The following is a 26,610-nucleotide window of genomic DNA, read 5'->3' on the forward strand; positions in this document are numbered from 1 at the left end:
AGTTATTTCCGTGCAGCAAGCGAGTCGGGTGGAGCATCCGTGGGGCTGCTATCGGGCCGCAGCGTGAGCCGGTAGCCGGTCGCGTACACCGACTGCACCGTCCAGTCGACACCGGCCGACTTCAAGTTATTCCGCACCCGGCTCACATACATATCGACCGAACGGCTCTGCACCGCCGCATCCCAACCCCATACAACGCTCATCAAATCCTGCCGTAGCACCACCGCACCGAGATGCGACGCGAGATGCCAGAGAATGTCGAACTCCTTGGTGCCAAGACGATGCGCCTCGCCGCCCGGCGTCACGAGCGAACGCGCCTGCTGGTCGAGCACGCTGTCTTCGATCATCATCTTGCGGCCCTGCACGTTAGACGAACCGAAGCGGCGCAGCAGCGCGCGCACACGCGCCAGCAACACTTCGCGATCGAACGGCTTGACGAGATAATCGTCCGCACCGGCATCGAGGATCCGCACGATGTCCGACTCCGCGGAATGCACGGTCTGGAACAGCACCGGCATCGTCGACTGCGAACGGCCACGAATCTTCTGCAACAGCTTGTCGCCCGACACACCCGGAATATCCCAGTCCAGAATCGCGAGATCGGCCCAGTTGTCGGTCAGATGCTGCTGCGCTTCGAGACCGTTATGAAACGCATTGACCTGGTAACCCTCGGTTTTCAGCCACGAAAGCATCAACGCGTGATGCGCCGGATCGTCCTCGACCAGCAGCACGCGCACCGGTCTGCCTGACATTAGTTTCATCGTCGAACCTCATTCATGATTGGCATGCACGCGTCACTTGCGCGACGCATGCAGTGCCCGATCCGCATCGACCAGCGACGATCCGCCCGACGAGCGTACCGAATTCGAATTCAGACAAGGCAGTTGCAGCACGAACGTCGTGCCGCCCTCCTCGTTCAGTTCCGCGTACAGCGTGCCGGCATGCAACTCGACGATCTGCACAGCAAGCTTCAGGCCGAGACCGAAGCCCGTTGCGCTCTTCTTGCCGACCGCTTCGAAAGTGGTCAACCGCCCGCCTGCTTCACGCAGACCCGGCAGGCCGCCCGCGCGGTCCGTAACCGTCACTTCGACAAGGCGTTCCCGATAGCGCAGCGAAACCGTAACCGCATCGCCGCGCTGCGATGCGCGCACCGCGTTGTCGATCACGTTCTGGATCGCGCGCGCGACGAAGTTGCGCATGCCGTTCACCCATGCCGGCGACCCGTTCGGCAACCACAACTGCAGCGGCACGCCGTAGTACGTCGCGGTGACTTCGAGTTGCGAAATGATCTGCCGTACCGTGGTCCGCAGATCGAAACGCTTGAAGTCGCGAGCATGCAGATGCTCGGTCACCGAACTAAAAATGTACTGCTCGCCCAGCGCCAATACGTACTGCGCGAGTTGCGTGATCTGCTGCATGCCGCCGCAACGTTCGAACGCTTCGGGGTCGCTCGAATCGAGCTGCGTCAACGCGTTGATCGAATTGAGCGGCGAACGCAGGTCGTGCAACAGGAACCGCAGCGACATGGCCCGTTCGTCGATCGAGCGGCTGAACTCCGACACGTCGGTCACCGTGACGACCATGCCGACCGCATCGTTCGCGCTGACATTCGCCTGAATCCAGAGCGTGGTGTCTTCGACGTGCAGATCGAAGCCACGCTCGAAGTCTTCGCGGCGCAGCACTTCGGAAGTCGCGAACTGGTCGCCCAGCATGGTCGCGAAGTCGCCGCCCGCGGGCAACGACATGTTCAGCAGCTTAGCCGCGCGTTCGCTCGCGTCGAGCACCACACCGCTGCTATCGAGCGCGACCACGCCGCACGGCATGCCGTCCAGCACGGCGCGCATGCGCCGGGTCTGCTCTGCGGATTGTCGGGTCTCGTCGTCCACGCTCGGTGACCTCGTTACTATGGCGTGATGACACGCGGCGACAACAGGAACAACTGCTCCATGTGCTGCTTGTTCGTGTTATCCGTGCGGAACAATGCGCCGAGCAGCGGAATCTTCGACAGGAGCGGCACGCCGGATCTGCCGAACGTGTCCTCGTTCTTGTGATAACCGGCGATCAGCAGCGCCTGGCCTTCGTTGATGAACGCCTGCGTCGTGATATTGCTGGTCTGGATCACGGGCAGCGTCCCCACGTTCACGCCGGTCAGCTCGCCGTCTTCAATCGCGACGTCGAGCTTGATGCGGGTCTGACCGTCTTCCTCGACGACCATCGGCAGGACGCGCAGCGATACCCCGTCGAGATGCTGTACAAGTCGCCCGACGTGTAGCCCGACACCTGGACGAAGAATTTCGTCTTGTTGTCCATGACCGCTTCGATGTTGTTCAAGGTCACGACCTTCGGGCTCGCGTCGATCTTCGCGAGGTTGGTCTGTTGCAACGCCGAGACGCGTGCCATCAGATAGCGACCGGCATCGCCAAGTACCGCGGCCATCGAAAGCCCGGCCGGCGACGCCAGCGCCGTAACGTTGCCCTGCAACGTGGTGTTGCCGAAGCTTTGTGTCAGGTTGCCGTTGTAGCTGTTCTGCGTATTCGCGCCCGATCCGGTCTGAATGTCGATGTGACTGTTGTGCGCGGTCCAGTCGACGCCGAGTTCGCTCAGCGCGTTATCGTCGATCTCGATGATGTGCGCTTCGATTTCGATGAGCTGCGGCTTGATGTCGAGGCGCTGGATCAGCGTGTCGTATTGCGCCATGTGGTCGCCGGTATCGCGGATCACGACCGAGTTGGTGCGCTGGTCAGCGACGATCACCGGCAATGAACCGTCGCTACCTGGCGAAGCCACCTCTGAGGGCAACGGCGGCGGCGAGCTGCCGATGACCGCCTGGAGCTGCGGCGACGGTTCGCCGGTCAGCCCCGAGAGCATGCCCTTGCTGGCCCCGCCCGACGGCAGCGGCGGTGGAATGTACGGACCGTTGTAGGTCTGGCCGTTCACATCGGTCACCGGTTCATTGCGCGTCACACCCGACGACTGCCCGCTGCTACGGCCCTCGCCACTCTTGCCCTTGTCTTTGTCCTTGCCCGAGTCGGGATGGTAAAGATTGTTGAGCACGGTCGCCACGCCCTCAAGCTTCACCTTGTCGCCTTCGATCATCACGGTGCGATCCTGTGCCCAGCCGTGATACAGCGGGAACACGCGCACCATCGTGCCGCTGCGACGCGACGCATTGGCGTCGACTCGCGCGGCGATCTGCGTGACGAGCTGCACATAGCGCGGCGGCCCGCTGACGATCGCCGTACCCTGAGTGGAGTCGTAGTTGATCGGAAAACGGTCGTCGGACACCTGCATCTTGTCGAGCGTCTCGCGCAACGACTGGGTACTAGCGTTATCGAGCTTGATCAGCGAGCTTTGCAGATCGGATGATGCGACCACATCGAGCACCTGGCCGTCGAAGTACCACGCGAAACCGAACGATGCAGCAAGCGTGTCGAGGAACTTGCGCGGCGACAGATGAAATTTGCCGCTCACCGTGCCGGTGACGCCGGGGGCGATATTCGTCGCGATCCCCTGGCTCGCGCCGAAATCGCGCAGCACATCCTTGATGTCCTTGCCGTCGGCGGCATAATCGACCACCGACGAGCGCAACCGGAGCGGCGCCGCGTGTACGGTGGGCGCAATCGTGGCGAGTGCGAGCGCAGCGCACATCGCGGCGGTATTCAGCGTTCTGCTCCACTTCATCATTGCCATTGCTTGCCTGATCCGGTTAATTGCTGGTACTGGGCGATCGGTTCGGTACGTCGAAGGCGATTTCATGTGAGAATTTCCCATCCGTCCTCATTCGGCAGACCACGACCATGAACATCCCCCATCACGACCGGCGCGATCTCACCCGCGAGATTCTCGACCTGATCGATCTGCGCCAGGTCTTCACCGACATTCACATCGAGCAGGACCGGCCGATCATGATCAAGACGCCGCGCGGCTGGCTCGCGGTCGGCGAAGAGCCGGTACTGCTCGAGGAAATGGTGCCCACGCTCGAATCGATCGAGTCCGATTGGGAAAATTTCTTGCAGCACGGTGCGATCGATCGTCCGTTCGTGCTGACGCGTTGCCGGCTGCGCTGCAATATCTATCGCACGTACGGCGGTCGCAAACTGGTGATCTCGATTCGTCGGCTGCCGTTGCAACCGCTCGCGCTCGACAAGCTTGGTCTGCCCGCTTACGTGCGCACGATGATCGAGAGTCCGAAGGGTCTGGTGCTGGTCACCGGTCCGACTGGCTCGGGCAAGACGACAACGATTGCGTCGATGCTCGATTACATTAACCACACACGCAACGGTCATATCGTCACGATCGAGGAACCGATCGAATACGAACTCGAAAGCCATACGTCGATCGTGTCGCAACGCGAAGTGCCGACCGATGCGCCGAGCTTTACGGCGGGTTTGCGTGAGGCGCTGCGGCAGAAGGCCGATGTGATCATGGTGGGTGAGATCCGCGATCCGGATACTGCTGAGACTGCTTTGCAGGCCAGTGAGTCCGGTCACCTGGTGCTTGCTACGATGCACACCGGTAGCGCGGTTGGTACGCTCACGCGGCTGTTGTCGTTCTTTCCGCCCGAGCATCGTGAGCGCTATGCCACGTCGCTCGCTAATTCGTTGATCGGGGTGGTCTGTCAGTGTCTCGTGCCCACTCAGGACGGCGAGAACTTCGTGCTCGCCAGCGAGCTGCTGTTCAATAACAACCAGCAGATCAGTCCGATGCTCGTCGATCCGACCAAGGTGCCGTTGATCGGCGACCTGTTGAAGCGCAAGCACGACAACATGTCGCGGTTGCTCAACGAGCATCTGGCAAGTCTGGTTGCGAAGAACATCTGTACGGCGCGTGATGTGATGCGGACGACCTACAACCGGATGGAACTGCATGACATGTTGCAGGCGATCGTGCCGCGGTGAGTAGTGTGTGCTACGCGGCGAGTGCTGCGCGCTAACGCGCGCAGCATCTGCATCGTCAAGTAACAAGCCGCGTGTTTCCTCACAGCAGCAATGATGTTGCTGATGCAATGAGCCGTTCCGGATAACACGGAACGTCGCGGCGATACTTGACGATGCGTTCATAGTGGACTCAGCGAGCGGTTAGTTCGAAGTCCATGTGATGGTGTTGCCGTCACCAGGGCAAGCCGTTTCCGCGTCCGTAAGGCTGGGCGGAAGGGGGAGTATCGATGCAGTGGTGTTCGTCCCGATCGCCGCCCAGCTTCCGCCGGCAGTTACAGCACTGATGCACACAGCCTTCGGGACATTCGCAAATGCGATCGTGAACTGGGACGGGCTAGTGCCGGACACGGCAACCGTCACCGCGCCTCCCCAGCTATCCGTAGCAGCGCCAGTCCCGGCGGTAACTGCAAGGTCACCAGGAAATACGCCCGCCTGCGAAAGAATTGCGTTGCTGACACCGGTATAACCGGCCCCCTGCGTCATATACAGCTTCTTCACCCCTGTCTGAATCGCGTTAACCTGCTCCGCAACCGCATTCGACCCCGCACTGGTAAACGCCCCATTCAGCAGCGCCACCGCCCCAATCACAACAATCGCCGCAATACCCAGGTACGCAATCGCCTCCAGCAGCGACGCCCCCCGCTGTCCTTGCCGCGACACACGAGCGGCACGTATGCCGAGCCTGGAAGCCAGTTTCATTGTTTGTTGCATGGTGCTCTCCTCGATAAACACAAATAACCGCTGCCGGCGGGTGCCCCGCCCGTCCGGCTTCCATGCAGCAACGCTGCATGACGATTGATTACCGCGCTCAATGCATCGAGCGAGACATGGCGGCAATTTCCTGCTGAATCCCGAAGAAGCCGGTAATCAGCCATGACAAAACCAGTGCCAGCGTGATGATCGCCACGCCGTTCACCACACGCATCTGCGCCTCGATGATCGTGACGCCTTCCTGCATCCATTCGTCTGCGAGCGACTGCAGGGCTTCCGCAAACCCTTTGTATTCCGCATACACACACAGGTCGTCGACAATCTCTTCCGACGGAAAACCGTAACCCGTGGTCTTCATCGCTTCGCCGACGTTCAACCCTGACTTGACGCCAAACAGCACGTCGTCGATGCGCTGACGCAACCACGGTTTCGCGTTGTCCGCAAGCCGGGTCAGCGATTTCTCGACGGTGAAGCCCGCGGCCTGCAACGAAGAAAACGCCACCAGAAACCCGCAACCAACGACTAACCGGTACACCGAATACGGCGGAAACCGATCGAGCACGACGCGCACATTGCCGGCCCAGCGCGGCATCGAATAGAACAACGCGACCAACGCCAGCGCCACCGCAATCACGCAATAGATCATCCCGCTCTGCACGAAACGCGACATCGTGTAGAGCGAATGCGCGACGCCATGCCAGCGGTCCGGACTGACGATCGACGCGAAACGTGGAATCACCAGCTTGCCGAACAGAAACAGGTAGCCGAGCGTCATGACGAAAATCACGGTCGGATAGATCAGCCCGCCGACAATCGCAAAGCGAATCTTGCGTCCCGACATCACGACGCCGGACACCATCTGCAACGCGACCTCAAGGCGACCCGACTGTTCGCCGGCCATCACGATCATCTGTTCGGTGTGCGGCACCCACCACTCCATTGCTTCCGACAACATGCCGCCGTTCTGCACCACACGTCGCCAGTCGGTGAGCGTCACGGCATCGGGTTCGTTCGGCTTGCGGCCTTCGTGCGACGCGCGAAATTCGAGTTCCTCGAGCACCTTGAGCAGCGGCAAACCGTTGCTGATCATCTTGGCAATCTTGCGATAGAGCCGCAGCCGCACCTGGGTCGTGAACTGCAGGCGCGCCCAGGTCCGATAAACATCAACCGCCATGGCCTTCCCCGCCTGCGACAAAGAGCCCACGCTCGGCGTCCGATGCCGGTGGCAGCGGTCCAACCACGCGTTCGGCCATACGTGGATCGACGAGCCCTGCCGCGACCTTCTCGACCGCGTGCTGCGCAACGGTCTGACCACCCATTTCACGGAGCCAGTATTCGTGCGCGGCGTTCTTGCGACCTTCGCGCAGCAGTTCGCTAAACGTCGTGTCGGTGCGGATCACCTCTGCAACGACGGTCCGGCCCACCGTGCCGTGACCGCAATGCGGACAACCAGGACCCGCCACCCGCACCTGATCGAAGCGCGCGCCGACCGCACGCTTCACGCGCCCGACCAGCGCCGGATCGAGCGTATGCATCACGTCGGCGAACGGCTGCGCACAGTGTTGACACAGCAGCTTGACGAGACGCTGGCTGATGAGGCCGGTAACCAACGTTTCATCGGTCACCATCGACAGCGGCAAGCCTAGATCGGTCAACCGGTCTGCAATCGCAATCGCGCTGTTGGCGTGCACGGTGGTCCACACCTGGTGGCCCGTCATCGATGCGCGCAACGCGCTCTGTGCCGAAGCGCGATCGCGCATTTCGCCGATCATGATGGTGTCGGGATCGAGCCGCATCGCGTTGGCGATCGCCGCCGCGAATGCGGTGGAACGGGCCTCTTCGCTGTTCGCATTGACGACCGGCGTCTGCACCGCACCCGTGATCGGATATTCGACCGGGTCTTCCACCGTGATCACGTGGATCGATCCGGCCATGTCGCGAATCAGGCTTGCGAGCACGCGTTGCAATGTCGTCGATTTGCCCGAACCAGTCGGCCCGCTGATGATGTTCATGCCGTGCGGCTGCTGCTTGAGCAGTTCGATCATCTCCGACTGCCGCGCGGTAAAGCCGAGATCTTCGAGCGCAATGGTTTCGCCTGCGTCGTTGTAGAGCAGCCGCATCACCATCACACTGCCGACGCTGGTCGGCGCTGTAGCAATCCGCACGCCGAACAGTCGCTCAGGCAGTTTGTCGCGATCGCCGATGCTCGCGTCCTGGCGCTCGTTCGGCTTGTAGGTGTTGTCCGATACGCTGGCCATCGCCGAATACAGCGTGGCGAGCAGTCGTTCGCCGTACTCGCGTGTCTGTTCGCTGATGCGGATCAGTTCGTTGTGAATCCGGAACAGGATCTCCGTACTGAAGCGGTTCACGCGAATGTGGATGTCGGATGCACGCTCGGTGCAGGCGCGGGAAATCAGGTTCTTGGCGACCACCTGCATCTGCGTGTGATCGACGCGTTCGCCGGTGCCGTCGCGGCGCCGACCCTGGTACGAGCGTCGCACGATATCCAGACTGGCGAGCCGCGTCGAGTAGCGATAGTTGAGCCGTTCGAGCCGCGCGCAATACGACAGCACGAACGGATTCATGTCGTGCCCTTCCGCCACTAGCAGTGTGCCGTCGTCGAGCAGGCAGAGGAACTTGCGCTCTTCGGCACTCGCCGCATATTCGCCGGCATCCGACAACGGTCGCGCGGCGGGTCGCGGCACTGCTTCTGCGCGCGGTTGCACCGGCACCTGCAACGTGGTCTCCACGAGGTTCTGCTCGGGTAGCGCAACCGGCAACTGAGCCAGCAGATCTTCGGGCGCCGGGGCAGTCGAAACCGGCGGCTTGAGCAACTCGCTGCCGTCCGGTTTCTGCACCTTCGCCACAGCCGGCGACAACAGCGGCGTCACGACCGACGACGGCGATGGTGACGGCGAAGCCGACGTGGCAGATGTTCCCGGTGAGACGACGTGTTTCTTCGAAGAACCGGAGGAATACAGCGGAGTAGCCATGATGCTTATCTCCCTGGCATGGGGATGGTCGGAATCGGTGACATGCCATTACGCATCCCCCCGTTGCGACCATATTCGACTGCGTCCCTGAGGACGAGACCGTCAGCGTATTGCGCATACCGTGACTGTCGATCACCACGATGCCGGGACGGATCGACACGACGCGCATTCCGTTCGACAACGTGTCGCCGGCATGCACGTCGACCTCGCTACTGTTGTTCACGTTGAGCGTCGCCATCATCGTATGGCCCAGACCCTGGGTCGCGATCACGGCCACTTCGTCGTTCGTGACTGCGCGGCCCATTTTGCTGAGCGCTTCCTGGCGCTCGGCGACCTGGGTCTGCACGTCGAGTTTCTTCAGTTGTGCGTTCAGGATGACGGTGTCCTCCTGCAGGCCCATCAGTTCCTGCGCGGCCGCGAGCGCGGCCGGCGACGGTGCGGTATCGACTGCCGCAGGCGCCGCGGAGGTTGTCCCGGCAGCCACCGCTCCCGATGCGGCACGCGGGTTCGCTGGCTTGCTCGTGGTCGGTGCGGGCGCGGTCTGCGCACTGGCGAACGCCGGCCACGCGAGACAGCAGACGAGCGCCCAGTTACGGAGCGAACGGTCGTTATTGTTCATATACCACTCCTTCAACAGTCCATTGCCCCGGCCGGTACGACAGCGTGTCCAGCCGCACACCAGGCTCGTCCAGATAACTCATCACGTTGCGCGGAGACAGTTCGCCGAGCTGCGCGGAAAACCGCCATGCCTGCCACGGCGGCACATCGGCCGCTACTTGTCCGTTGGCCATCGGCCGCTGCAGCGCGAAACGCAGCGGAACGCCCAGCAACTGGAACGCGGACAGCAGACGAACCCGCACGCCGTGCACGCCGACAATCGATTCGTCTCCCGCGGCCGGCAACGAGAACGGTGTGACAAGCGACGCATGGTCGCCGTTGACATCGGTTACCGCACGCGGTTCGGCCGCGAGCAGGATCGCCACGTTCGAATCGCTGCGCGACCAGCTATATGAAACGCTGCCCGAATTGCAGGTGTAATTGTCGAGTTGCCAGCCACCGGGGCCGACCATCTCGAAGTGATCGAGGCAGTAGCGCGTAAATGTCGACGGCAGCGGAGCACTCGCCCACGGGTGCACGGGTGGCGGTTTGCTGAGCGCGGTCGATGGATGCAGCAGCAACTGCTGACGCGCGAAGTCGAAGGCACGTTCGCGTTCGATGTTCTGCCGGTACGCGCGATACAGCAGCCCCGCGTACAGCAGCCCGATGATCAGCACACCAGTGCCGGCGACAAGCGCGAGCCTGCGCCGCTGCACCTTGTGCGATACCGGTACGAGATTGAGCCAGCCCGGCAGACGCGGCTTGCCGCCGCGTCGCGGAATCATGTCCTCGATGCGGCGCGGATAGAAATTGTGGAAGCCTTGCGACTCGATGCTCGGGTCGCCGATTACGACGTTCCAGCCGCCAAGACTGTAGTCGCCATGCAGGCGCTCGAAGACTTCATCGCTCGTGCCGATCCAGTCGCCGTTCGGCAGAAACGCACCGTCACGTACCGCGAAATAGGCCCAGCGTCCGTCCGGCAGACTGAATGCGCCAAGCCAGTTCGGTGCCGGTTGCTGACGACCTTCGTAGAACGCGCCTTCTGTCGCGATCGCTTTCGACACCATTGCGCCAAGCGACGGCAAACCGAACTGCGCGCCTTCGCGCGTGCTCGCAAAACCGGCGCCCGCGAAGCTGCGATCGATGCGCAGCACCATCGCATCGAAGTTCAGCCGGGTCGCGAGTTCGATCGCTTCGGTGCGCAGTTCGTGCCGCCGCGATAACGATTGCCAGAACAGACCGCAGACAAAGCGATAGCGGTCGATCTGGATGATTTGCGTCGCCATGATGGAGGTATCGCTCCGTGCCGGCTCAGGCGCCGTTCGTCGTGACCGGCGTGATCAGGATCACGATCACCTCGCGCGAACGCTGTGCGTTATAGCCGCCACCGAACAGGTAGTTCGAGGGCGTGAGCGTGCCGTTCTGGCTTCCGTTGTCGACCACGCCTTCGTAGCCGCCGATCACCAGTGTCTGGCCCGACTTCATTGACACACGCTGCAAGAAATTGCGCGTGTCGATGGTCGGCAACTGGATCGTCTGCTGGTTCGCGCCGACGCCGCTGCTGGCGTTCTGCAACAGCTCCAGCGTCGAAATGTTGGTGTAGAACTGCATCATCACCGTGCCGTCGTCGAGGATGTGCGGCAGTAGCGTCAGGTTGAAGCCGGTCGTCACGCTACCCGGCGTGAGCGAGGTCTGGCTGCCGACATTCGCGGTGTTGGTGGTCGATACCGATGCCAGATAGGTTGTCATGGTGGCAACCTGCACAGGCACCGGCTGGTCGTTGAGCGTCGTCACCGACGCTGACGTCTTGCGCCGCACCGTGCCCTGACCGGACAAAGCAGTGATCATCGCGGTGGTCGCGTTCGCGCGGCTGTTCGGCGTGAGAACCGAGGCCGACAGCTCCGAGTTCGCTTGTGAGACCGGGTTGGTGGTCAGCCCCTGGAACAGATTGTTGCCGAACGTGAACCTCGTGCCGAGCGCCTGATAAACCGCGCTCCAGTTGATGCCGTAGCTGTCGCCGGCAGACAGCGTGACTGATAGCACCGTGACGTTGACGAGTATCTGCCGGGACAGCACGCGGTTCTGCTGGTCCATGAACTCGCCCACCCGGGCGAGCACGTCCGGTGTATCGGTCACCGTGATCGAGCCGGTGCCCGGAGACGTGACGACGGAACCGGCCGGCGACAGCATCGTCTTGATCGTCGCATTCAGGCCGGTGTACACCGACAGCTGTGCTTTCATCGTGGTATTGGCCGTGTTGTCGGATGAGACTGACGGCGTCGAGCCGGACCCGCCGCTGCTGCCGCTGCTGCCACCGCTTGCACTACCGCTTCCGCCACCGCCACCTCCACCGCCTCCGCTCGATCCGCTGCTGCTCGAGCTGCTGACCACATTCGCATCGAGCTTCGAATCGCCCGGAATCGCCGACACCTGAAACACGCGCGTTTCGGTATAGAAGAATTCGATCGAGCCGTTCGCGTACTTCCAGAACACACCGAAGCGCGCACTGGCCGCATCGAGCAGACCGCGCAAATCGCCATGCGGGTAGACGATATGGACCGCCGACAGATCCGGTGCCATCGCTGCACCGCGAGCGCCGCCCGTCGACGACCCCTGCATCATCCCGGCTGGTAACGGCGGCAAGCCCGGATAGGTCGCGCTCGTTGCAGCTCCTGTCGACGAACCGCCCTGGATGGCTTGCATCACCGCACTCTCGGTCCCCGGTGCGACCTTCGCCGGGATGTTCGTCATGCGCGTGATGCGGTCGGCGAACGCGCGCAACGAATCGACGGTACCGTCAAAGCTGGCCGGTTCGTTGAATACACCCGGCAGCGTGGTCGACGAGGCGAGCTTGAGCGTATTGCCTGACAGCCACAACCCGTCGCTCGTGACGACCGCGTCGGTGTCGTGCTCGCGGTTATCGCCGCGATTAACGCCGTCGAGCAAACCCTGCTGGCGCTTCATATCCGCCTGCGTGTCATGCTGGACGTTCTGAAGTAGACCGGTACACCCGGCCAGCACGCAAAGCGATACGCCGATAACGGCAACCTGGCGGAGTACGCGCATCAACCTGCTCCCTTCGCGGTAACCCGCAGAACGTGATTACCCTTGTACAAGATTGCCTGGATCGGTACTTCCGAATGACTCAGCGCATCGACGACTGAATTCAATGCCTGTTCGAAGGTGCCCTGGATGGTCGCGGCCGCATCGATCGAGAAGTCGGTCGGCACCGCCCAGATGAACTGCCACCCTGCCTCGCGTGCCCAGCGCGCGAGTGCGTTGCGTACCGAGCCGTCGGATGGCCGCAGGTCCCACACCATGAGGCCTGTATCGGCCGTGTTCTGTGCGGGCATGCTGGCGGGGACGATGACTTGCGTAGCGGCGGGAGCGATCGTAGGTGCCATGCCCACCGTCGAATTCGACACAGCGACGTTCAGCGGCATCGCTTGCGGCGTAGGCGAAGTTGAAGGCGAAGGCGCGGATGCGAGGATGCGCATCGGCGCCGGCGCGGGAGTCGCAACCGGCAATTGCCGTGCGCGCGGTGCCGGTGCGAGTGCAGCCATATAAACCGGGCTTGTCGATGTGCTGGTTGCGACAGGGTGCGCAACTGGAATCGCAACGAGTGCAGCAGCAGAATCGCTGGAGCGCGATGCCACGTTGCTCGTGCTATCCACACGCGGCGGCACCGGCAGCGGCGCCGCACTGGCCGTGGCGAGCGTTTGAGCCGCGGGCAGCGTCTGCCCAGGCATCGGTGCAACCGCGCTCACGGTGACCAGATGACGATCGGTGTCGACGTGTGCCTGCAGCGAAGGATTGCCCGCGAGTATTTCGCCCAGCGCCGTCACGAACGATTCGCCGCCGTGCCAGCTCACCGGCACATCGGCCCACGCGCCGGCGTTTGGCACATTGACACCGTAACTGGACGGCACGATCCGCTCAAGCGCACGCAACAGCGGTACGCCATGACCGCCCGCCTTGACCGTGTCGCCCCCCGAATAGCGGCTGCCCTCGACAATCACCTGCGAGTCCGACGCAACCGCATCAACGCTCGCGGTCCAGCCACAACAGAAAGAGAGCCCCACCCACACACCTGCCGTTAGCTTTCGCATACCGTCTTCGCCTTCTCTATTGCTTTCATCGTCGTGCGAGTTCCGCGTGCACAGGTATCCCTGGCCGCCCAATCGCCATGCGCTCTCTCATGTATGTTCTTGACGCGCCCCGTCACGCGGAACTGCGCCGACTCCATTTCGCAATGAAGCCATTATGCGAAATGAATATTGATGAATTTCCACGCCCCATCCGGCTTCATCCGATGCCCTGCTGACAGGCGTCGATGGCGCGGAAATTCACTTGCCACCCCGAGGTGAGGCGCGTAAATATTCATTCCGCAACACGGACTCCTGCCACCTGACATATTGAAAGCTTAAGCCAGAGGCCAGGTTGGCATCTTCGCCGAGTTTACGACAAGTCAGGAAGATTCTTTAATAAAAATATTAATGGTTTACGAGCGCGGCGGACAAATATTAGTCATAGAAGTATGCTGAAACCATACTTTGAGACTCAGTGAGCATCGCTTGCCTCTGGTCGATAAATCGAATAGACGAACAGAAGTAACCGCAGGTAAGGCCGCACGACGATTTACTACGTCGCATCGGACATCACGATGTTCGCCGTCTTGCTGGTATCGCCCGCGAGTCCCATCGAAGCCGCATCGTCGGTCGGATACTGGTACGCATGAATCGCGTCTCCGTCGCCAGCCGTGCGGCCATCGGACAACGTGACCGTCATGTTCTCCGCGTTGCCGCCAAAATCCTTGTTGCCATCCACCTTGCTGATGTCGGGATTCCCGGCGCCCGCCGCCTGTCCGCTGCCGGCACCGCCGTCCTCATAGAGCACTTCGTTCGGTTTCGTATTGCCGTTCGCATCCGACGGCGAAATGCGCACGCCGATATCGCCCGAGCCCGCCGTGAACGTTCCGGTCTGACCGGGTGCGAGCGTCATCGTCGCCTTGTTCGCGCCCTGCACGGAGTAGGTGAACGACTCGGTGCGGTTCGTATCGTTGGTCACGTTGAAGGTCTTGTCGTTGCCGGTGCCGGTGTTCATCGTTTGCGTCGATGCCGGACTGACGCCGTCGACCGCGCCGGCCTGCGGAACGCCGCCGGCATTGTTGGTCACCCCTGATGCTGCGGAGCTGGACGAGCCGACTGGCGGGTTCGATGCCGGCGGCGGCGGGTTGCTTGAGCCGGATGGAGATCCACCGGGCGAGCCGCCTGGTGGGTTCGACGCGGGCGGCGGCGCGTTGTTGCCGCCCGATGGGGCTCCACCGGGTGCTCCACCCGGCTGCGGCTGCGGCATGGCATTGAACGATGGGGATCCACCGCCCCCTCCACCACCACCGCCTTGTGGAGACGACATGCTGTTATCGTCCGATCCCGGCAATACGTTCTGAAACGCCGCGATCAGCTCCTGGATGATCTGCTCGATCTGCTGCATGTTCAGACCGCCGGCCGGACTGTTGCCCGACGACGGATCGATCGAGTTAGCCGGCGACGTATTGAAGTTCGACGGAGCGCTGCTGGACCCCGCCCCTTGCGTCGGCGAAATGCCATCGCTGTCCGATCCGGGCAGCAGGCTCTGACACGCCGCGAGCAGTTCCTCGATGATCTGTTCGATCTGCTGCGTGTTCAACCCGCCGCCCGAACTGCCGCCGTTCACCGAACCGAACGGATTGACCGCGTAGTTATTCTGAATGCTTAGGCCCGTCATGATCGCTCCCATCCGTCAGTAGGTATCGAGGTGTCCGCACGATGCACCTGGTACGTTCCAATGTACGGCGGGAAATCTGCGCGCATACGACTCGACGCGAAACCACGACGCGCTGCGCGAAGACGCGACCACTACGATGAATTCGCTAGCGGAAGCGGCGCTTCGTATTTCAGCGTCTGCTTTCGCAATGTAATGCACCTTACCGGAGCATCGCGGCTACCTTGAATACGGGATCGGCGCCTGGCGGATTCCCACTCACGCTTCCCGCGCCTTTGTCGGGAAATGACCTCTCACCTGGATCAAGAGGAAAACGAAATGAGCATCATCGGAAAAATAGGTGGAGCCCTCGAACATGCCGTTACGAGTACGGTTAAAGGGATCGGCGACGACGTGGCTGGCATTGTCAAAGGCGCCGGCAAAGCTTTGGGGGGCGTCGGCGAGCTCGCAAAAGGCGCATTGACACTGAACCCCAAAGAGATGGGAAAGGGTGCGCTCGATGTCGGTAAAGGCGCATTTACGACCGTGACGAGCGGCATGTCGCTGACACCCGAAGCACTTGCGGGCAGTGCGGGGCTCAACCTCCTGAAAGGCGGAGTGGACGAGCTCAAGGGTAACGACGGCAACAGCGAAAACGGCTGAGCGACGAAATGAATATCGCCGAAACGCACCACGCAACCGATGCGGCATCGATGGGCCAGGTTGTCGCCGACCACATCATCGAAAACCGGCTCGACGAAGCGGAAGCGCTCCTTCAGGAACTCAACGACGCTTATCCGGAGACGCGCAACAAGCTGGTTTTTCCGGTGATGATCGCGATTCAGCGCGGCTTCACTACCGAGGCGTGGCAACTCGTCAACGGCTTGCCCGATGATCAGTGCCCCGAACTGAAAGCGCTGTGTCTGCGGCAGATGAACGACCCCAGTTGGTATGGCTATGCGGAATCGTGTGTGGATCACCCGGATGCGAACATACGCAAAGCCATGCGCAATCTGCTCGATCGTTCCGAAGCGGATGACATTCACCCGTTTTATCGCTGAACCATGGTCGGCTAGTCGCGCTATCCAGCGCGCCGCGATACGCGATTAGCTTGCCTCACGCCTGTCACATCGCATCTCGATCGTCCATCGCAATCGATGACGCGACGCAAAAATAGATACAAAATTCGTCGCTTTCATTTCTCCAATATGCCACCTGAATGCACGGTGCCATTGCCCGTCTTATCCGCTACCGCCGATTAAAAGTCGCTATCCCGACAATGTCTAAATCCGATTGGTAAGCGGGCATTGCGTTCAATACGATCTGCTGGGTCATCCGCCCCCCCACAATCAGCAGGAGACGATCATGGCGACATCCGCCAGGCACCCACTCAAGTATCTTCCCGCAGCACTCATCGTTGCGTTCGCATCGACTTCGTTTGCAGCCGACCTCACACGCGACAACGGTTCGCCAGTCGGCGACAACCAGAATTCGCAGACCGCCGGGCCCGCTGGCCCAGTCGTACTACAAGACTCGCAACTGATCGAAAAACTGCAGCGTTTCGATCGCGAACGCATTCCCGAACGTGTCGTGCACGCGCGCGGCACCGGTGCCTTCGGCGAGTTCGTCGCCGATGCCGACATCTCCGATCTGACCAAGGCGCAACTCTTCACGCCGGGTACGCACACACCGGTGTTCGTGCGCTTTTCCACGGTGATGGGCTATCGCGGGTCGCCGGAACAGGCACGCGATCCGCGTGGCTTCGCGACCAAGTTTTATACGCAGCAAGGCAACTGGGATCTGGTCGGCATCAACTGGCCGATCTTCTTCATCCGCGATGCAATCAAATTCCCCGACTTCGTTCACGCGAACAAACCGAGCGCCGTAACCGGCGTGCAGGATGCGAACCTCGCTTTCGATTTCTTCGCGCATACGCCTGAAGCGACCAGCATGCTGACCCATCTGTACACCGTTCAGGGCATGCCCGATTCGTACCGCCACATGGATGGCTTTGGCGTTCACGCGTTCAAATTCGTGAATGCAAAAGGCGAAGTTCACTACGTGAAATTCCATTGGAAAAGCGTACAAGGCATTCACGGAATCCGGCCTCAGGACATTCCGACGTCAATCGGCAAAGACTGGAATCTGATGTCGAACGATTTGTATACGGCATTGAAGAACGGCGACGATCCGAAGTGGGATCTGACCATCCAGGTGCTGAAGCCCGAAGAGCTCGCGCAGTTCGACTATGACGCGCTCGACGATACGAAGATCTGGTCGACGGTACCCGAGCGCAAGATCGGCACGCTGACGCTGAATCGCGTGCCGGACAACTACTTCCAGACCACCGAGGAATCGGCATTCGCACCGTCGCGCATGGTGCCGGGCATCGAGCCGTCGGAAGACCGCATGTTGCAGGGACGGCTCTTCTCGTATGCGGATACGCAGATCTACCGGATCGGCACGAACTACAACGAACTGCCGATCAACCGTCCGCTCGCGAGCGTCACGAACAACAATCAGGACGGCCTGATGAACTTCGGCGATCGTAAGGGTGAGGTCAACTATGAACCATCGGGCATTGCCGAGCTCGCACAGGACCCGCAATACAAATACACGCAGACACCGCTGGCCGGCACGACGCAGCAACAGGCGATCCACAAGACGCTGAATTTCCGCCAGGCCGGCGAGTACTACCGGTCGCTGTCCGCGCAGGACAAGGGTGATCTGGTCACGGCGTTGTCCGCGGATCTGAACCATGTGACGAACGAGACCAACAAGTACACGATGCTCTCGTACTTCTACAAGGCGGATGTGGACTATGGGACGCGTCTTGCGGGCGCAACGCACGCCGACGTCTCGCGCGTCGCTGCGCAGGCCGCGAAGCTGAACGACTGACGCGTTGCTCGCGGCGATCGTCGCAAAGGTTGTTGGATTGTTGTACTCGCGGGTCGGCGTTGTTCGACAGCGCCGGCCCGCGGCACTCTGCAAGAGAGCGTTGCCATGCACCACCACACCCGACTGAAACTCGCGGCGGCCGGCGCCGTCGCGTGTATCGCTTTCGCGGCCGGCTGCCGTTCGACACCGGAACTCGTCGCGCCGCCTCAAGGCGCAGCGATATCGAATCCTCACCAGTACGACGACGAATGGTTCGCCGCGGCGCGTCTTGGCAGGATCGATATCCTGAAGGCGCTGCTCGAGGCCGGCTACCCGATCGACAGCACGACCGACGCCGGCTACACCGCCCTGATTCTCTCCGCATACGACGATCAACCGGCCGCGCTCGACTTCCTGATGCAGGCCGGCGCGAACCCGTGTCTCGGCGACAAACACGGCAACACCGCGCTGATGGGCGCACTCTTCAAAGGCGAACTGCCGATCGCACGAAGCTTGATGAACACGCATTGCGCTATCGATCAGACCAACAACGCAGGCGAGACAGCGTTGTCGTTTGCGGCGCTGTTCGGACGCCTTACGCTGCTGCCCCAACTGGTATCGCGCGGCGCGAATCCGGATCACACCGACGCGCATGGCGGCACCGCATTGCAGATGGCCGAAGCCCAGGGCAACCGCGCTGCTGCTAATGCATTGAGAAAGGTCGGCGCGACCCGCTGATTGCGACAAGCAGATTTAAAAAAAACCATTCCGCATCTGCAGCAGTTGCGTCGCAGCAAACGCTGCGCTGTCCGCCATGACAGGGCTCACGATGTCTGCGCACTTACCCGCGCAGAGATCTCGACGAGCCGCCTGAAATTCGTTTTGGCACATCATCGTCCTCACTGAATACACCCTCCTTGCTCATCCGGCCGCGAGGCAATAAGCTTGCGGCTACTCATTATCTGGAAACCGGTTCGCCGGCTTCATTCACATTCGTCGCAACGCGGCGTTTGCGCACCTGTCGCGCGCCGCGAGGGCCGCCACCCTGGCCCGCCCAACCCATGGCTGGAGACCCTTGATGTCGCTACCGCGACCGACAGGGCCGGTAATCGCGTTCGGCCGCTACCGGCTATTGCAGAACCCTGTGCGCCTCGTCGCCGACGAAGCGCGCGTCGACATGAGCGGCCGTGCGCTCGAACTGCTGCTCGCACTCGCCGAAGCCAGGGGGCGTTCGGTTCCGTTGGCCGAACTCGCGCGGCGCGCATGGTCGCGCGGCGCGGTCGACACGAACACCGTGCAGGCCCAGGTGTCGGCACTGCGCCGCGCGCTGGGTGCGGACCGCGATCTGATTGTCACCGTGCCTGGTTACGGATATCGCTTCGCCGGCACCTTGCAGTTTCTCGACGATGCCGGCCCCGCCGTTCGCGCGAATCCGGTTACCAATGTAAGTGTCGCCACGCCGAAACCGCCCCCACTGCCGCTCATGCTGCGCATGCCCGTTCGCACCACGCCGTTCATCGGTCGTCATGCGGAACTGTCGGAACTGCTCGGGCTCGTGTCGCTTGCGCGTGTCGTGACGCTCGCGGGCGAAGCCGGTCTCGGCAAACGCCGGCTCGCGTACGAAGTCGCGCGGCGGCTTGCGGCACACGTGCCCGACGGCATGGTCGCGGTCGCGTTCACACCGCAACTGCAGGCGGACAGTCTCGCCGATACGCTCGCGATAGCACTGCGCGTGCCGGCCGAAATCGGTGCGACGACCCACGAGCGCCTGCTGTCGGCGATCGGCGACCGGCGCCTGCTGCTGATCGTCGATTGCTGCGAGACGCTGCGCAAACCGGCCGGCTATCTGCTCACGACGCTCGTCGAGGCAGCGCCGAACCTGCGCGTGATCGCCACGGCGAACGCGCCGCTGTCCATTGCCGGCGAACACGTCGTGCCGCTTGGACCGCTGCGCATCCCCAGACACACGCGGCTCAATGCGAGCGAAGCGCCGGAACTCGACTCACTGCGGCTGCTGTTCGCACGGCTTACCGTGTTGCTCACGGCGCTGCCTGCTGCGCTCTCGGCGGTTTTACCTTCCGTCATAGCCGACACGCCGGGTCGCACGGCCTCGATGCGTGGCAGGGCCGATGCGGACCCGCTCGCCCTGTTCGACGCGGGTCACCTCGCACCGGACACGCTGGCCGCCGCCGCGTTGATCGCGCGTCGCCTCGATGGTGTGCCGCTTGCGCTCGAACTCGCCGCCGCAGCGATCGCACGGCGCATTCCCGCCCACACGCCGTTCGATCCCGCGGTGCATTCGTTTGCACACGATCTCGATCGCCTGATGGCGCAGCGCACGGTCGGTGCAAACCTGTTGCTGCTGCGCTCGACACCGCTCGCCGCGGTACTCGATCTGCAGATGGCCGCACTCGATGACGCGGCGCGCACGCAGTTCAGACGCCTCGGCGCTTTTCCGGGTGAGTTCACGCGCGCCTCGGCGACGCGGCTACTCGTGGAATTCGCTGCCTTGCAGACTGTGGGGCAGCCTCGTGCCGTGAGCGAAACATCGAGCGATCCGGCGCCCGATGTGCAGACTGATACGCAGATCGATACGCTGCTCGATGCAGGACTCATCGAGCGCATCGAGGGCGACGGCGAAACGACATTCTGTCTGCGCGGCCCGGTGCGTCAGCTGGCGCGCAATATCCTGTGGCAGCACGGCGAACTCGAATGTGCGGCCGCGGCGCATGCGCAGACGCTCGTGCCGCGGCTCGCCGCAAGCAGTTCGCGGCGCGCGCGCGTGCCTGGCGACGCGGTCGATCGCAACGACCTCGGCGATCTGCGTGCCGCGCTCGACTGGGCCGTGAGCAACGACCGCTTCGAGATCGCGATTGCGCTGCTCGACGGCTCGGAACCGCTGTGGCGCGCACTCACGCTTCCCCAGGAATATCTGCGTGCAATCCGCGCGGCGCTCGCGCGCGTCGATGCGAGCGCAACCCGCCGCATGCGCGACGAAATGCGTTTGCGCATCACGCTTGCACGCGCATTGCCGCTTGCGCATGCGCCGCTCGACGAGATCTCCGCGGCATGGCAGGAAGCGTATGACCTCGCCAACGCATGTGCCGATAGCGCTTACCGGCAGCACGCACTGACCGGCCTCGTCGCGTCTCTGGCGAAGGCGGGCGACAGCGGACCTGTCACCGGCGAGCCGACACGCGACGACCGCACCGCGCGGGCAAGCGAAGCGGAAGAGTCACGCCGGGTACGTCGCGACGCTTGAGTTGGGCACCGCGCCCTGATGGGCCATGGTCGAGGACCCCGTCTCCCGGCGCACGATCGCAGGCAGTCGCCCGTTCGACGCTGCGAATCCAGGAGTCACGCACGCCAGATTGGCCCTATCAATGAGCGTCAATGGTCAATGGGCTCTCAATCGAACGACCACGCCTCCACCTGCTGCGCCGGCACACCCACCGCCGCAGCCGCCGCGCAGATCTGCTGCCACGTGGCCGGATCGACGGGCACACCGTGCGCTTCGCGCTCTGCGCGCGTCGCGCGTTCCGGTTCGCCCGGCGCGAGAATCCGCTCGACACCATCGGCTAGCGGCGATGCCTTCACCCACTCGACAAACGCATCCGCTTCGGCCTCGGCGTTCGGTGCATCGAATGCCGCGGGGTCGATGATCACCGACAGCATGCAGTTGATGATCGCGCGGCTGTGATCCACCGTATCGGCATGCGTGGTGTAACCGCCGCTCAGCGCGCCGGCGAAAATTTCGCACATCGCCGCAAGACCAAAACCCTTGTGGCCGCCAAACGGCGTCAGCGATCCGAACGGCGCCTCGAGCATGACTTTGGGTTCGCGCGTTGCGTGTCCCTGATGATCGATCAACGCGCCGGCCGGCACCTGCTTGCCCATGTTGTACGCAACGCGCGCCTTGCCGAAGGCGACCGTGCTGGTCGCGAAATCGAGCACGAGCGGCGGCCGCCCTGCGCGCGGAAACGCCGCGCAAAACGGATTCGTACCGATGCGCCGATCGGCACCGCCGAACGGCGCGACAAGCGGGTCGCCCGCGACGTTGACGAAATGGAACGACACGAGCCCTGCCCGCGCGCACTGCTCGGCCCAATGCCCGATGCGACCGATGTGATGCGCGCCGCGCAGCGCGACCGCGCATACGCCGAGTTTCTGTGCGCGTTCGATACCGCGCTCCATCGCTTCGTAGGCAACGACCTGGCCAAAGCCCTTCACACCGTCGAGCGTCAGCACCGCGCCCGCGTCGCGCACAACCTGTGCGTGCAGGTTCAGTTTCAGCTGCCCACCGCGCAACGACTCGACGTAGCGCGGAATCATGCCGACGCCGTGCGAATCGTGACCGCTCAGATTCGCGGCCAGCAGATGGTCGGCGACCAGTTCGGCTTCGCGCGGCGCGCTGCCCGCCTGCTCCCAGATCGCGCGCACGATTGCGTGCAGACGATCGACGGGAATGCGTAACGCGGGAGCAGGAGGAATGGCGGAGGCGGTGCGGGTATCGTCGGTTGGGTTCATTCGGCGCAGTGGGTGAAGTCAGCGGGATCCGGCGGCCATCACTGCGCCGCAGCGATCACTTCGGCAACGGTGGCGGTCAGCTTCCTGCCGTACGGCACATGCAGGAATTCGTTCGGCCCATGCGCGTTCGACTTCGGACCGAGCACGCCGCACACCATGAACTGCGATTGCGGGAATCCTTCCTTGAGCACGTTCATCAACGGAATCGTGCCGCCCTGGCCCATGTAGGCGACGTCCGCGCCGTAATGCTCGCGCGATGCGTCGTTGAGCGCGCTCGCAAGCCACGGCGCCACGTCTGGCGCGCTCCAGCCGGTCGCCGCACCGGCGTCGGCCTTGAACGTCACTTTCGCGTTATACGGCGGATCGAATTCGAGCAGCGCCTTCAGTTCGGCAACCGCCTTCGCCGCGTCGACGAGCGGCGGCAACCGCAGCGACAGTTTGAACGCGGTGCGCGGACGCAGCACATTGCCCGCGTCGGCCAGCGCGGGCAGACCGGCTGCACCGGTCACCGACAGCGACGGACGCCATGTGGAATTGATCAATGCCTCTTGCGGATCGGTGGTAGTGGGCAACACGGGGCGGCCATCCTGGCCACACGCCCACGGCACGCTCTTCCACACGCTGTCGCCGAGAATCTGCGCGGTCGCTTCGGCTTCAAGCAGACGCTGCGGCGGAATTGCGCAGTGAAAACCCTTCGGCAGCAGGTTGCCGTTCGACGCATCTTCGAGACGCTCGAACAGTTGCCGCATGATGCGGAAGCTCGACGGCGCAACGCCGCCGTAGCCGCCCGAATGAATACCTTCGTCGAGCACCGCGACTTCGAGATCGCCGGCGACGAGACCGCGCAGCGAGGTGGTCAGCCACAGCTGATCGTAATTGCCCGCGCCGGAATCGAGACACACGACGAGCCCGACCTTGCCAAGCCGTTCGCGCAACGCATCGACATACGGCAGCAGATCGTAACTACCCGATTCTTCGCAGGTTTCGATCAGCCCGACGCAGCGCGGCCGCTCGATGCCCTGCGCGTCGAGCGCGGCGAGCGCAGTCAGGCTCGCGTAGATCGCGTAACCATCGTCGGCACCGCCGCGGCCATAGAGCTTGCCGTCTTCGAACTTCGGCGTCCACGGGCCGAGGTCGTTGCGCCAGCCGGAAAACTCAGGTTGCTTGTCGAGGTGGCCGTACAGCACGATCGTGTCGGTGCTGCCCGAGCGCGTGGCCGGCGTTTCGAAGAAGATCACCGGCGTGCGACCCGGCAGGCGCACCACTTCGAGCTTCAGTCCGCGCACCGGTTGCTGTTCGGCCCACGTGGCCGCATCGGTGACGACGCGTTCGAGGAAACCGTGGCGTGCCCAGTCGGGATCGAATGCGGGGCTCTTCGCGGGCACGGCGATGTAGTCGGTCAGCGCCGGCACGATCTCGTCGTTCCATTTACGGTCGACGAACGCGCGCAGCGCATCGTGATCGACCTGGCGGTTCTGCTGGGTGGTGTCGTCGGAAATCATGGGGGCGGTCCGGTGCGTTCAAAACGAACATGATAGTCCCGTTGACCGCTCGCGTTAAAGACACCACGGCGCACCGCTGTGCATAACGGAGCGCTAACCCGCCGCATCGAACGTCGGTATAGCGCACGCATCGCAGCGCGAAAGCGGAACGAAACCCACCGACAGCGATTCGACAATCGCCGCCCAATCGCGCGACAATCTTGCTATCGAACCACCCGCCGGAGCGCGTACATGGGCAGTACCCTCATCGTTCAGATCGTCCTGGCAGTCTGCGCACTCGCGCTGTACTTCCTGCCGTCGATCCTCGCCGACCGGCGGCAGCGCCACGACGTGCTGACGATTGCGCTCTTCAACGCATGCGTCGGATGGACCGTGCTAGGCTGGCTGCTCGCGCTCTACTGGGCGTGGCAGCCGAATCCGCCGGTCAATCTAGCGGGCGATATCGTGAAGACGCGGCGCGTCGTGAGCATGCGCGCGTTTTCGAAGTCGTTGCTCGATCATGTGCAGACGCGGGTGTCGCGCTCACGGCCGCCGAAATGAATGTCCAAGAACACGCATGCGACCGCGGAGACCCACCGATGCAAGCCACGCCGTTCCAGATTTCGATTCCCGATTCCGAACTCGATGCACTCGCCCAGCGCCTGCGTCACACGCGCTGGCCGGACCAGTATGCGGGCGATGCGTGGGCGCTCGGCACCGATATCGCGTGGCTACGCGAACTGGTTCACTACTGGGCAACCACCTTCGACTGGCGCGCCGCCGAGCAACGCTTGAACCAGCAGCCGCAGTTCACCGCGCGCATCAACGGGCTGCGCATTCACTATGTGCACCGGCGCGGCAATGGTCCGCAGCCGTACCCGCTCATCCTCACGCACGGCTGGCCCGGATCGTTCATCGAGTTCCTGCCGTTGATCGACCTGTTGTGCGATCCCGCATCGACAGGGGGCGACCCCGCCGATGCGTTCGATGTCGTCGTGCCGTCGCTACCGGGTTTCGGTTTTTCGGAGCGGCCTGCCGAGCCAGGTGTCGCAGCCGCGCAAACCGCCGATATGTGGGCCGAATTGATGCGCTGCCTCGGGTATGCGCACTTCGGCGCGCAGGGCGGCGACTTCGGTGCGTTTGTGTCGGCGGAGCTTGCGCGTCGGCATCCGCAGCAGGTCGACGGTGTGCATCTGAACTACCTGCCAGGATCGTACGAACCGTCGCTCGATGCATCCGCGCCGCCGCTCACCGATGACGAACGCGCATTCCTCGACGCAAAGAACGCGTGGGCCGCACTCGAAGCCGGCTACTCGCATGTGCACGCCACGAAGCCGCAGACCGCGGCCTATGCGCTCAACGATTCGCCGACCGGTCTCGCCGCATGGATCGTCGAGAAATTCCGTTCATGGAGCGATTGCGACGGCGACATCGAGCGCGTGTTTTCGAAGGACGAACTGCTGACCAACCTGTCGCTGTACTGGCACACGCAAACGATCAGTTCGTCGATGCGCTTCTATTGGGAAAACCGTCTGCAGCCGCTGCGCTTCGCCGCCGGCGAGCGCGTGAAGCCGCCACTCGGCTTCGCGCGTTTTCCGAAGGAGATCAGCCGGCCGCCACAGTCCTGGGTCAGGCGTGTGTTCGATATCGCGCAGTGGAGCGACATGCCGCGCGGCGGTCACTTCGCTGCGCTGGAGCAGCCGGCGTTGCTCGCGGAGGAAATCCGACGGTTCTTCAGGGGGCTGCGTCAGCGGTAACGTTGTATCGATAACGGCTCGGTACGTCGCGTCGCGTCGCGTCACGCCGCCAGCGCATCGCCCAGTTGCTCGGCCATCGTCTCCAGCACCACAGCCTTGAACTTTGCCAGCGCCGGCTCCAGCGTGCGGTGTCGCGTATGCAGACAGGCCCTGAGCGGCCCGCTCACGATGGGCGGTAAACCGCTCGCCTCATTCCACACGCGCAATCGATCCGGCAAGCCCAGCGGCGTGCGCACGGTCACGCCCAGACCGGCTTCGATGGCTGCCCATAAGCCGTGCAGGCTCGGGCTGGTAAAGGCGATGCGCCACGCGATTCCCGCCTGGTCCAGCGAATCGAGCGCACGCTTGCGGAAGAAACAGGGCGCCTCGAAGGCAACAATCGGAATCGGCTCGCCGGGCTCCCAGACCGGCGTCGACGCGGCAGGACCGATCCAGACAAACGGCAACGCAGCCACGACCTCGGCGTCCTTGCGACTATCGTTGCCGAGTGCCAGGACAAGGTCCAGTTCCTCTTCGTCGAGACGCTCGAGCAGGCGCCGGTTTGCGTCCACCACGACGTCGATCAGCACCGACGGATGAGCCCTCTTGAAACGCCCCAGCGCAGCCGGTAGCCAGGCTTCCGCAAAGTCCGGCGGCAAACCAAAACGTACGCGGCCGGCCACGGCGCGCCCGCGGATCGTCGCTACGACCTCATCGTTCAGATCGAGCATGCGCCGCGCGTACGCCAGCATGACGTCGCCCGCTTCGGTCAGCGCCAGCCCGCGTCCCTGCTTGACGAACAGCGGCACCCCGACCTGTTCCTCCAGCTTGTGAATCTGCTGGCTCACCGCCGATTGCGATCGCCCGATGTATTCCGCGGCCTTGTTGAAGCTACCGAGCCGATGAGCGATGACGACAGTCCGCAGGACATCCATGTCCAGATTGGTATGGGCCATTGTTCAGTTATTCCGATGTATATGAACGGAATAATTGTATTTTATTATTTGTC

At 62.8% G+C, this 26,610-nt stretch carries 20 protein-coding genes and 1 pseudogene; 8 read left to right on the forward strand and 13 right to left on the reverse strand.

Translation table 11 applies throughout. The annotated features are described in order from the left end of the window. Window positions 1–2: 2 nt before the first annotated feature. From FNZ07_RS00570 to sctC, 3 genes and pseudogenes are all read right to left on the reverse strand, one after another. Window positions 3–761 carry a response regulator transcription factor gene (locus tag FNZ07_RS00570; protein WP_091007036.1) on the reverse strand — a complete coding sequence of 253 codons (759 nt, stop codon included), beginning with the start codon at window positions 759–761 and terminating at the stop codon, window positions 3–5. Between the two features lie 33 nt (window positions 762–794). Beyond that, the gene (locus tag FNZ07_RS00575) at window positions 795–1,886 is read right to left on the reverse strand and encodes an ATP-binding protein (protein ID WP_245811325.1); all 1,092 of its coding nucleotides are present in this window, start codon (window positions 1,884–1,886) and stop codon (window positions 795–797) included. Between the two features lie 17 nt (window positions 1,887–1,903). Next, window positions 1,904–3,681: pseudogene (sctC, locus tag FNZ07_RS00580) on the reverse strand (type III secretion system outer membrane ring subunit SctC). 116 nt (window positions 3,682–3,797) lie between these two features. On the opposite strand from sctC, the gene FNZ07_RS00585 reads away from it, so the two are divergent. Continuing rightward, entirely contained in the window at window positions 3,798–4,898 is a 1,101-nt protein-coding gene (locus tag FNZ07_RS00585; RefSeq protein ID WP_091007040.1) for a type IV pilus twitching motility protein PilT, read from the forward strand. Between the two features lie 180 nt (window positions 4,899–5,078). Here FNZ07_RS00585 and FNZ07_RS00590 read toward each other — a convergent pair whose 3' ends face one another. The 7 genes from FNZ07_RS00590 to FNZ07_RS00620 all read right to left on the reverse strand — a co-directional run bounded on the left by FNZ07_RS00590 (window position 5,079) and on the right by FNZ07_RS00620 (window position 15,004). Further along, window positions 5,079–5,648: a type 4 pilus major pilin gene (locus FNZ07_RS00590; protein WP_245811327.1), complete on the reverse strand. Its 570-nt coding sequence runs from the start codon at window positions 5,646–5,648 to the stop codon at window positions 5,079–5,081. Between the two features lie 97 nt (window positions 5,649–5,745). Beyond that, window positions 5,746–6,822, reverse strand: a complete 1,077-nt coding sequence (locus tag FNZ07_RS00595) for a type II secretion system F family protein (RefSeq protein ID WP_091007042.1) — start codon at window positions 6,820–6,822, stop codon at window positions 5,746–5,748. Next, on the reverse strand, window positions 6,812–8,641 hold the full coding sequence (locus tag FNZ07_RS00600) for a GspE/PulE family protein (protein WP_091007045.1): 1,830 nt from the start codon (window positions 8,639–8,641) through the stop codon (window positions 6,812–6,814). Before FNZ07_RS00600 ends, FNZ07_RS00595 begins: the two co-directional genes overlap by 11 nt. Before the next feature lie 608 nt (window positions 8,642–9,249). Beyond that, window positions 9,250–10,524, reverse strand: a complete 1,275-nt coding sequence (gene pilO2, locus FNZ07_RS00605) for a type 4b pilus protein PilO2 (protein ID WP_091007050.1) — start codon at window positions 10,522–10,524, stop codon at window positions 9,250–9,252. A gap of 25 nt (window positions 10,525–10,549) precedes the next feature. Beyond that, a complete protein-coding gene (gene pilN, locus FNZ07_RS00610; RefSeq protein WP_091007052.1) occupies window positions 10,550–12,304 on the reverse strand; it encodes a PilN family type IVB pilus formation outer membrane protein in 1,755 nt (584 codons plus the stop codon). Continuing rightward, window positions 12,304–13,347, reverse strand: coding sequence for a toxin co-regulated pilus biosynthesis Q family protein (locus FNZ07_RS34405; RefSeq protein ID WP_091007054.1), 1,044 nt, complete (start codon window positions 13,345–13,347; stop codon window positions 12,304–12,306). The genes pilN and FNZ07_RS34405 overlap by 1 nt, the downstream gene beginning before the upstream one ends. A 532-nt stretch (window positions 13,348–13,879) precedes the next feature. Further along, window positions 13,880–15,004 (reverse strand): hypothetical protein, encoded by a 1,125-nt coding sequence (locus FNZ07_RS00620; RefSeq protein WP_143098010.1) that lies wholly within the window; start codon window positions 15,002–15,004, stop codon window positions 13,880–13,882. A 315-nt stretch (window positions 15,005–15,319) separates the two neighbouring features. Here FNZ07_RS00620 and FNZ07_RS00625 point away from each other — a divergent pair, with 315 nt between their 5' ends. From FNZ07_RS00625 to FNZ07_RS00645, 5 genes are all read left to right on the forward strand, one after another. Then, window positions 15,320–15,643 (forward strand): hypothetical protein, encoded by a 324-nt coding sequence (locus tag FNZ07_RS00625; RefSeq protein ID WP_091007058.1) that lies wholly within the window; start codon window positions 15,320–15,322, stop codon window positions 15,641–15,643. Between the two features lie 8 nt (window positions 15,644–15,651). Further along, complete coding sequence (locus FNZ07_RS00630; protein ID WP_091007060.1) at window positions 15,652–16,041, forward strand: HrpB1 family type III secretion system apparatus protein; 390 nt, start codon at window positions 15,652–15,654, stop codon at window positions 16,039–16,041. Window positions 16,042–16,345: 304 nt separating this feature from the next. Continuing rightward, window positions 16,346–17,878: a catalase gene (locus tag FNZ07_RS00635; protein ID WP_091007063.1), complete on the forward strand. Its 1,533-nt coding sequence runs from the start codon at window positions 16,346–16,348 to the stop codon at window positions 17,876–17,878. Between the two features lie 105 nt (window positions 17,879–17,983). After that, entirely contained in the window at window positions 17,984–18,595 is a 612-nt protein-coding gene (locus FNZ07_RS00640) for an ankyrin repeat domain-containing protein (RefSeq protein WP_091007065.1), read from the forward strand. A gap of 340 nt (window positions 18,596–18,935) precedes the next feature. After that, window positions 18,936–21,119: a winged helix-turn-helix domain-containing protein gene (locus FNZ07_RS00645; protein WP_091007067.1), complete on the forward strand. Its 2,184-nt coding sequence runs from the start codon at window positions 18,936–18,938 to the stop codon at window positions 21,117–21,119. Between the two features lie 146 nt (window positions 21,120–21,265). Here FNZ07_RS00645 and FNZ07_RS00650 read toward each other — a convergent pair whose 3' ends face one another. Both FNZ07_RS00650 and FNZ07_RS00655 read right to left on the reverse strand, forming a co-directional pair. Then, the gene (locus FNZ07_RS00650) at window positions 21,266–22,384 is read right to left on the reverse strand and encodes a malate/lactate/ureidoglycolate dehydrogenase (protein ID WP_091007069.1); all 1,119 of its coding nucleotides are present in this window, start codon (window positions 22,382–22,384) and stop codon (window positions 21,266–21,268) included. Window positions 22,385–22,422: 38 nt separating this feature from the next. Next, window positions 22,423–23,886, reverse strand: coding sequence for a M20 family metallopeptidase (locus FNZ07_RS00655; protein ID WP_091007071.1), 1,464 nt, complete (start codon window positions 23,884–23,886; stop codon window positions 22,423–22,425). Window positions 23,887–24,117: 231 nt separating this feature from the next. Between FNZ07_RS00655 and FNZ07_RS00660 the strand changes: the two genes are divergently transcribed. Both FNZ07_RS00660 and FNZ07_RS00665 read left to right on the forward strand, forming a co-directional pair. Continuing rightward, window positions 24,118–24,426: a superinfection immunity protein gene (locus FNZ07_RS00660; protein ID WP_091007073.1), complete on the forward strand. Its 309-nt coding sequence runs from the start codon at window positions 24,118–24,120 to the stop codon at window positions 24,424–24,426. A 38-nt stretch (window positions 24,427–24,464) separates the two neighbouring features. Next, window positions 24,465–25,622 carry an epoxide hydrolase family protein gene (locus FNZ07_RS00665; protein WP_091007075.1) on the forward strand — a complete coding sequence of 386 codons (1,158 nt, stop codon included), beginning with the start codon at window positions 24,465–24,467 and terminating at the stop codon, window positions 25,620–25,622. 41 nt (window positions 25,623–25,663) lie between these two features. Here the strand turns inward: FNZ07_RS00665 and FNZ07_RS00670 are convergent, their stop codons facing one another. After that, window positions 25,664–26,557 carry a LysR substrate-binding domain-containing protein gene (locus FNZ07_RS00670; RefSeq protein WP_091007076.1) on the reverse strand — a complete coding sequence of 298 codons (894 nt, stop codon included), beginning with the start codon at window positions 26,555–26,557 and terminating at the stop codon, window positions 25,664–25,666. Window positions 26,558–26,610 lie beyond the last annotated feature (53 nt).

It is taken from the genome of Paraburkholderia megapolitana (assembly GCF_007556815.1).
Classification (GTDB): Bacteria; Pseudomonadota; Gammaproteobacteria; order Burkholderiales; family Burkholderiaceae; genus Paraburkholderia; species Paraburkholderia megapolitana.

Bases quoted from the DNA above. Each gene is read 5' to 3' on its own strand.
- FNZ07_RS00570 (WP_091007036.1), bottom strand. From the start codon at position 761: ATGAAACTAATGTCAGGCAGACCGGTGCGCGTGCTGCTGGTCGAGGAC.
- FNZ07_RS00585 (WP_091007040.1), top strand. From the start codon at position 3,798: ATGAACATCCCCCATCACGACCGGCGCGATCTCACCCGCGAGATTCTC.
- FNZ07_RS00590 (WP_245811327.1), bottom strand. From the start codon at position 5,648: ATGCAACAAACAATGAAACTGGCTTCCAGGCTCGGCATACGTGCCGCT.
- FNZ07_RS00595 (WP_091007042.1), bottom strand. From the start codon at position 6,822: ATGGCGGTTGATGTTTATCGGACCTGGGCGCGCCTGCAGTTCACGACC.
- FNZ07_RS00600 (WP_091007045.1), bottom strand. From the start codon at position 8,641: ATGGCTACTCCGCTGTATTCCTCCGGTTCTTCGAAGAAACACGTCGTC.
- pilO2 (WP_091007050.1), bottom strand. From the start codon at position 10,524: ATGGCGACGCAAATCATCCAGATCGACCGCTATCGCTTTGTCTGCGGT.
- pilN (WP_091007052.1), bottom strand. From the start codon at position 12,304: ATGCGCGTACTCCGCCAGGTTGCCGTTATCGGCGTATCGCTTTGCGTG.
- FNZ07_RS34405 (WP_091007054.1), bottom strand. From the start codon at position 13,347: ATGCGAAAGCTAACGGCAGGTGTGTGGGTGGGGCTCTCTTTCTGTTGT.
- FNZ07_RS00620 (WP_143098010.1), bottom strand. From the start codon at position 15,004: ATGACGGGCCTAAGCATTCAGAATAACTACGCGGTCAATCCGTTCGGT.
- FNZ07_RS00625 (WP_091007058.1), top strand. From the start codon at position 15,320: ATGAGCATCATCGGAAAAATAGGTGGAGCCCTCGAACATGCCGTTACG.
- FNZ07_RS00630 (WP_091007060.1), top strand. From the start codon at position 15,652: ATGAATATCGCCGAAACGCACCACGCAACCGATGCGGCATCGATGGGC.
- FNZ07_RS00635 (WP_091007063.1), top strand. From the start codon at position 16,346: ATGGCGACATCCGCCAGGCACCCACTCAAGTATCTTCCCGCAGCACTC.
- FNZ07_RS00640 (WP_091007065.1), top strand. From the start codon at position 17,984: ATGCACCACCACACCCGACTGAAACTCGCGGCGGCCGGCGCCGTCGCG.
- FNZ07_RS00645 (WP_091007067.1), top strand. From the start codon at position 18,936: ATGTCGCTACCGCGACCGACAGGGCCGGTAATCGCGTTCGGCCGCTAC.
- FNZ07_RS00650 (WP_091007069.1), bottom strand. From the start codon at position 22,384: ATGAACCCAACCGACGATACCCGCACCGCCTCCGCCATTCCTCCTGCT.
- FNZ07_RS00655 (WP_091007071.1), bottom strand. From the start codon at position 23,886: ATGATTTCCGACGACACCACCCAGCAGAACCGCCAGGTCGATCACGAT.
- FNZ07_RS00660 (WP_091007073.1), top strand. From the start codon at position 24,118: ATGGGCAGTACCCTCATCGTTCAGATCGTCCTGGCAGTCTGCGCACTC.
- FNZ07_RS00665 (WP_091007075.1), top strand. From the start codon at position 24,465: ATGCAAGCCACGCCGTTCCAGATTTCGATTCCCGATTCCGAACTCGAT.
- FNZ07_RS00670 (WP_091007076.1), bottom strand. From the start codon at position 26,557: ATGGCCCATACCAATCTGGACATGGATGTCCTGCGGACTGTCGTCATC.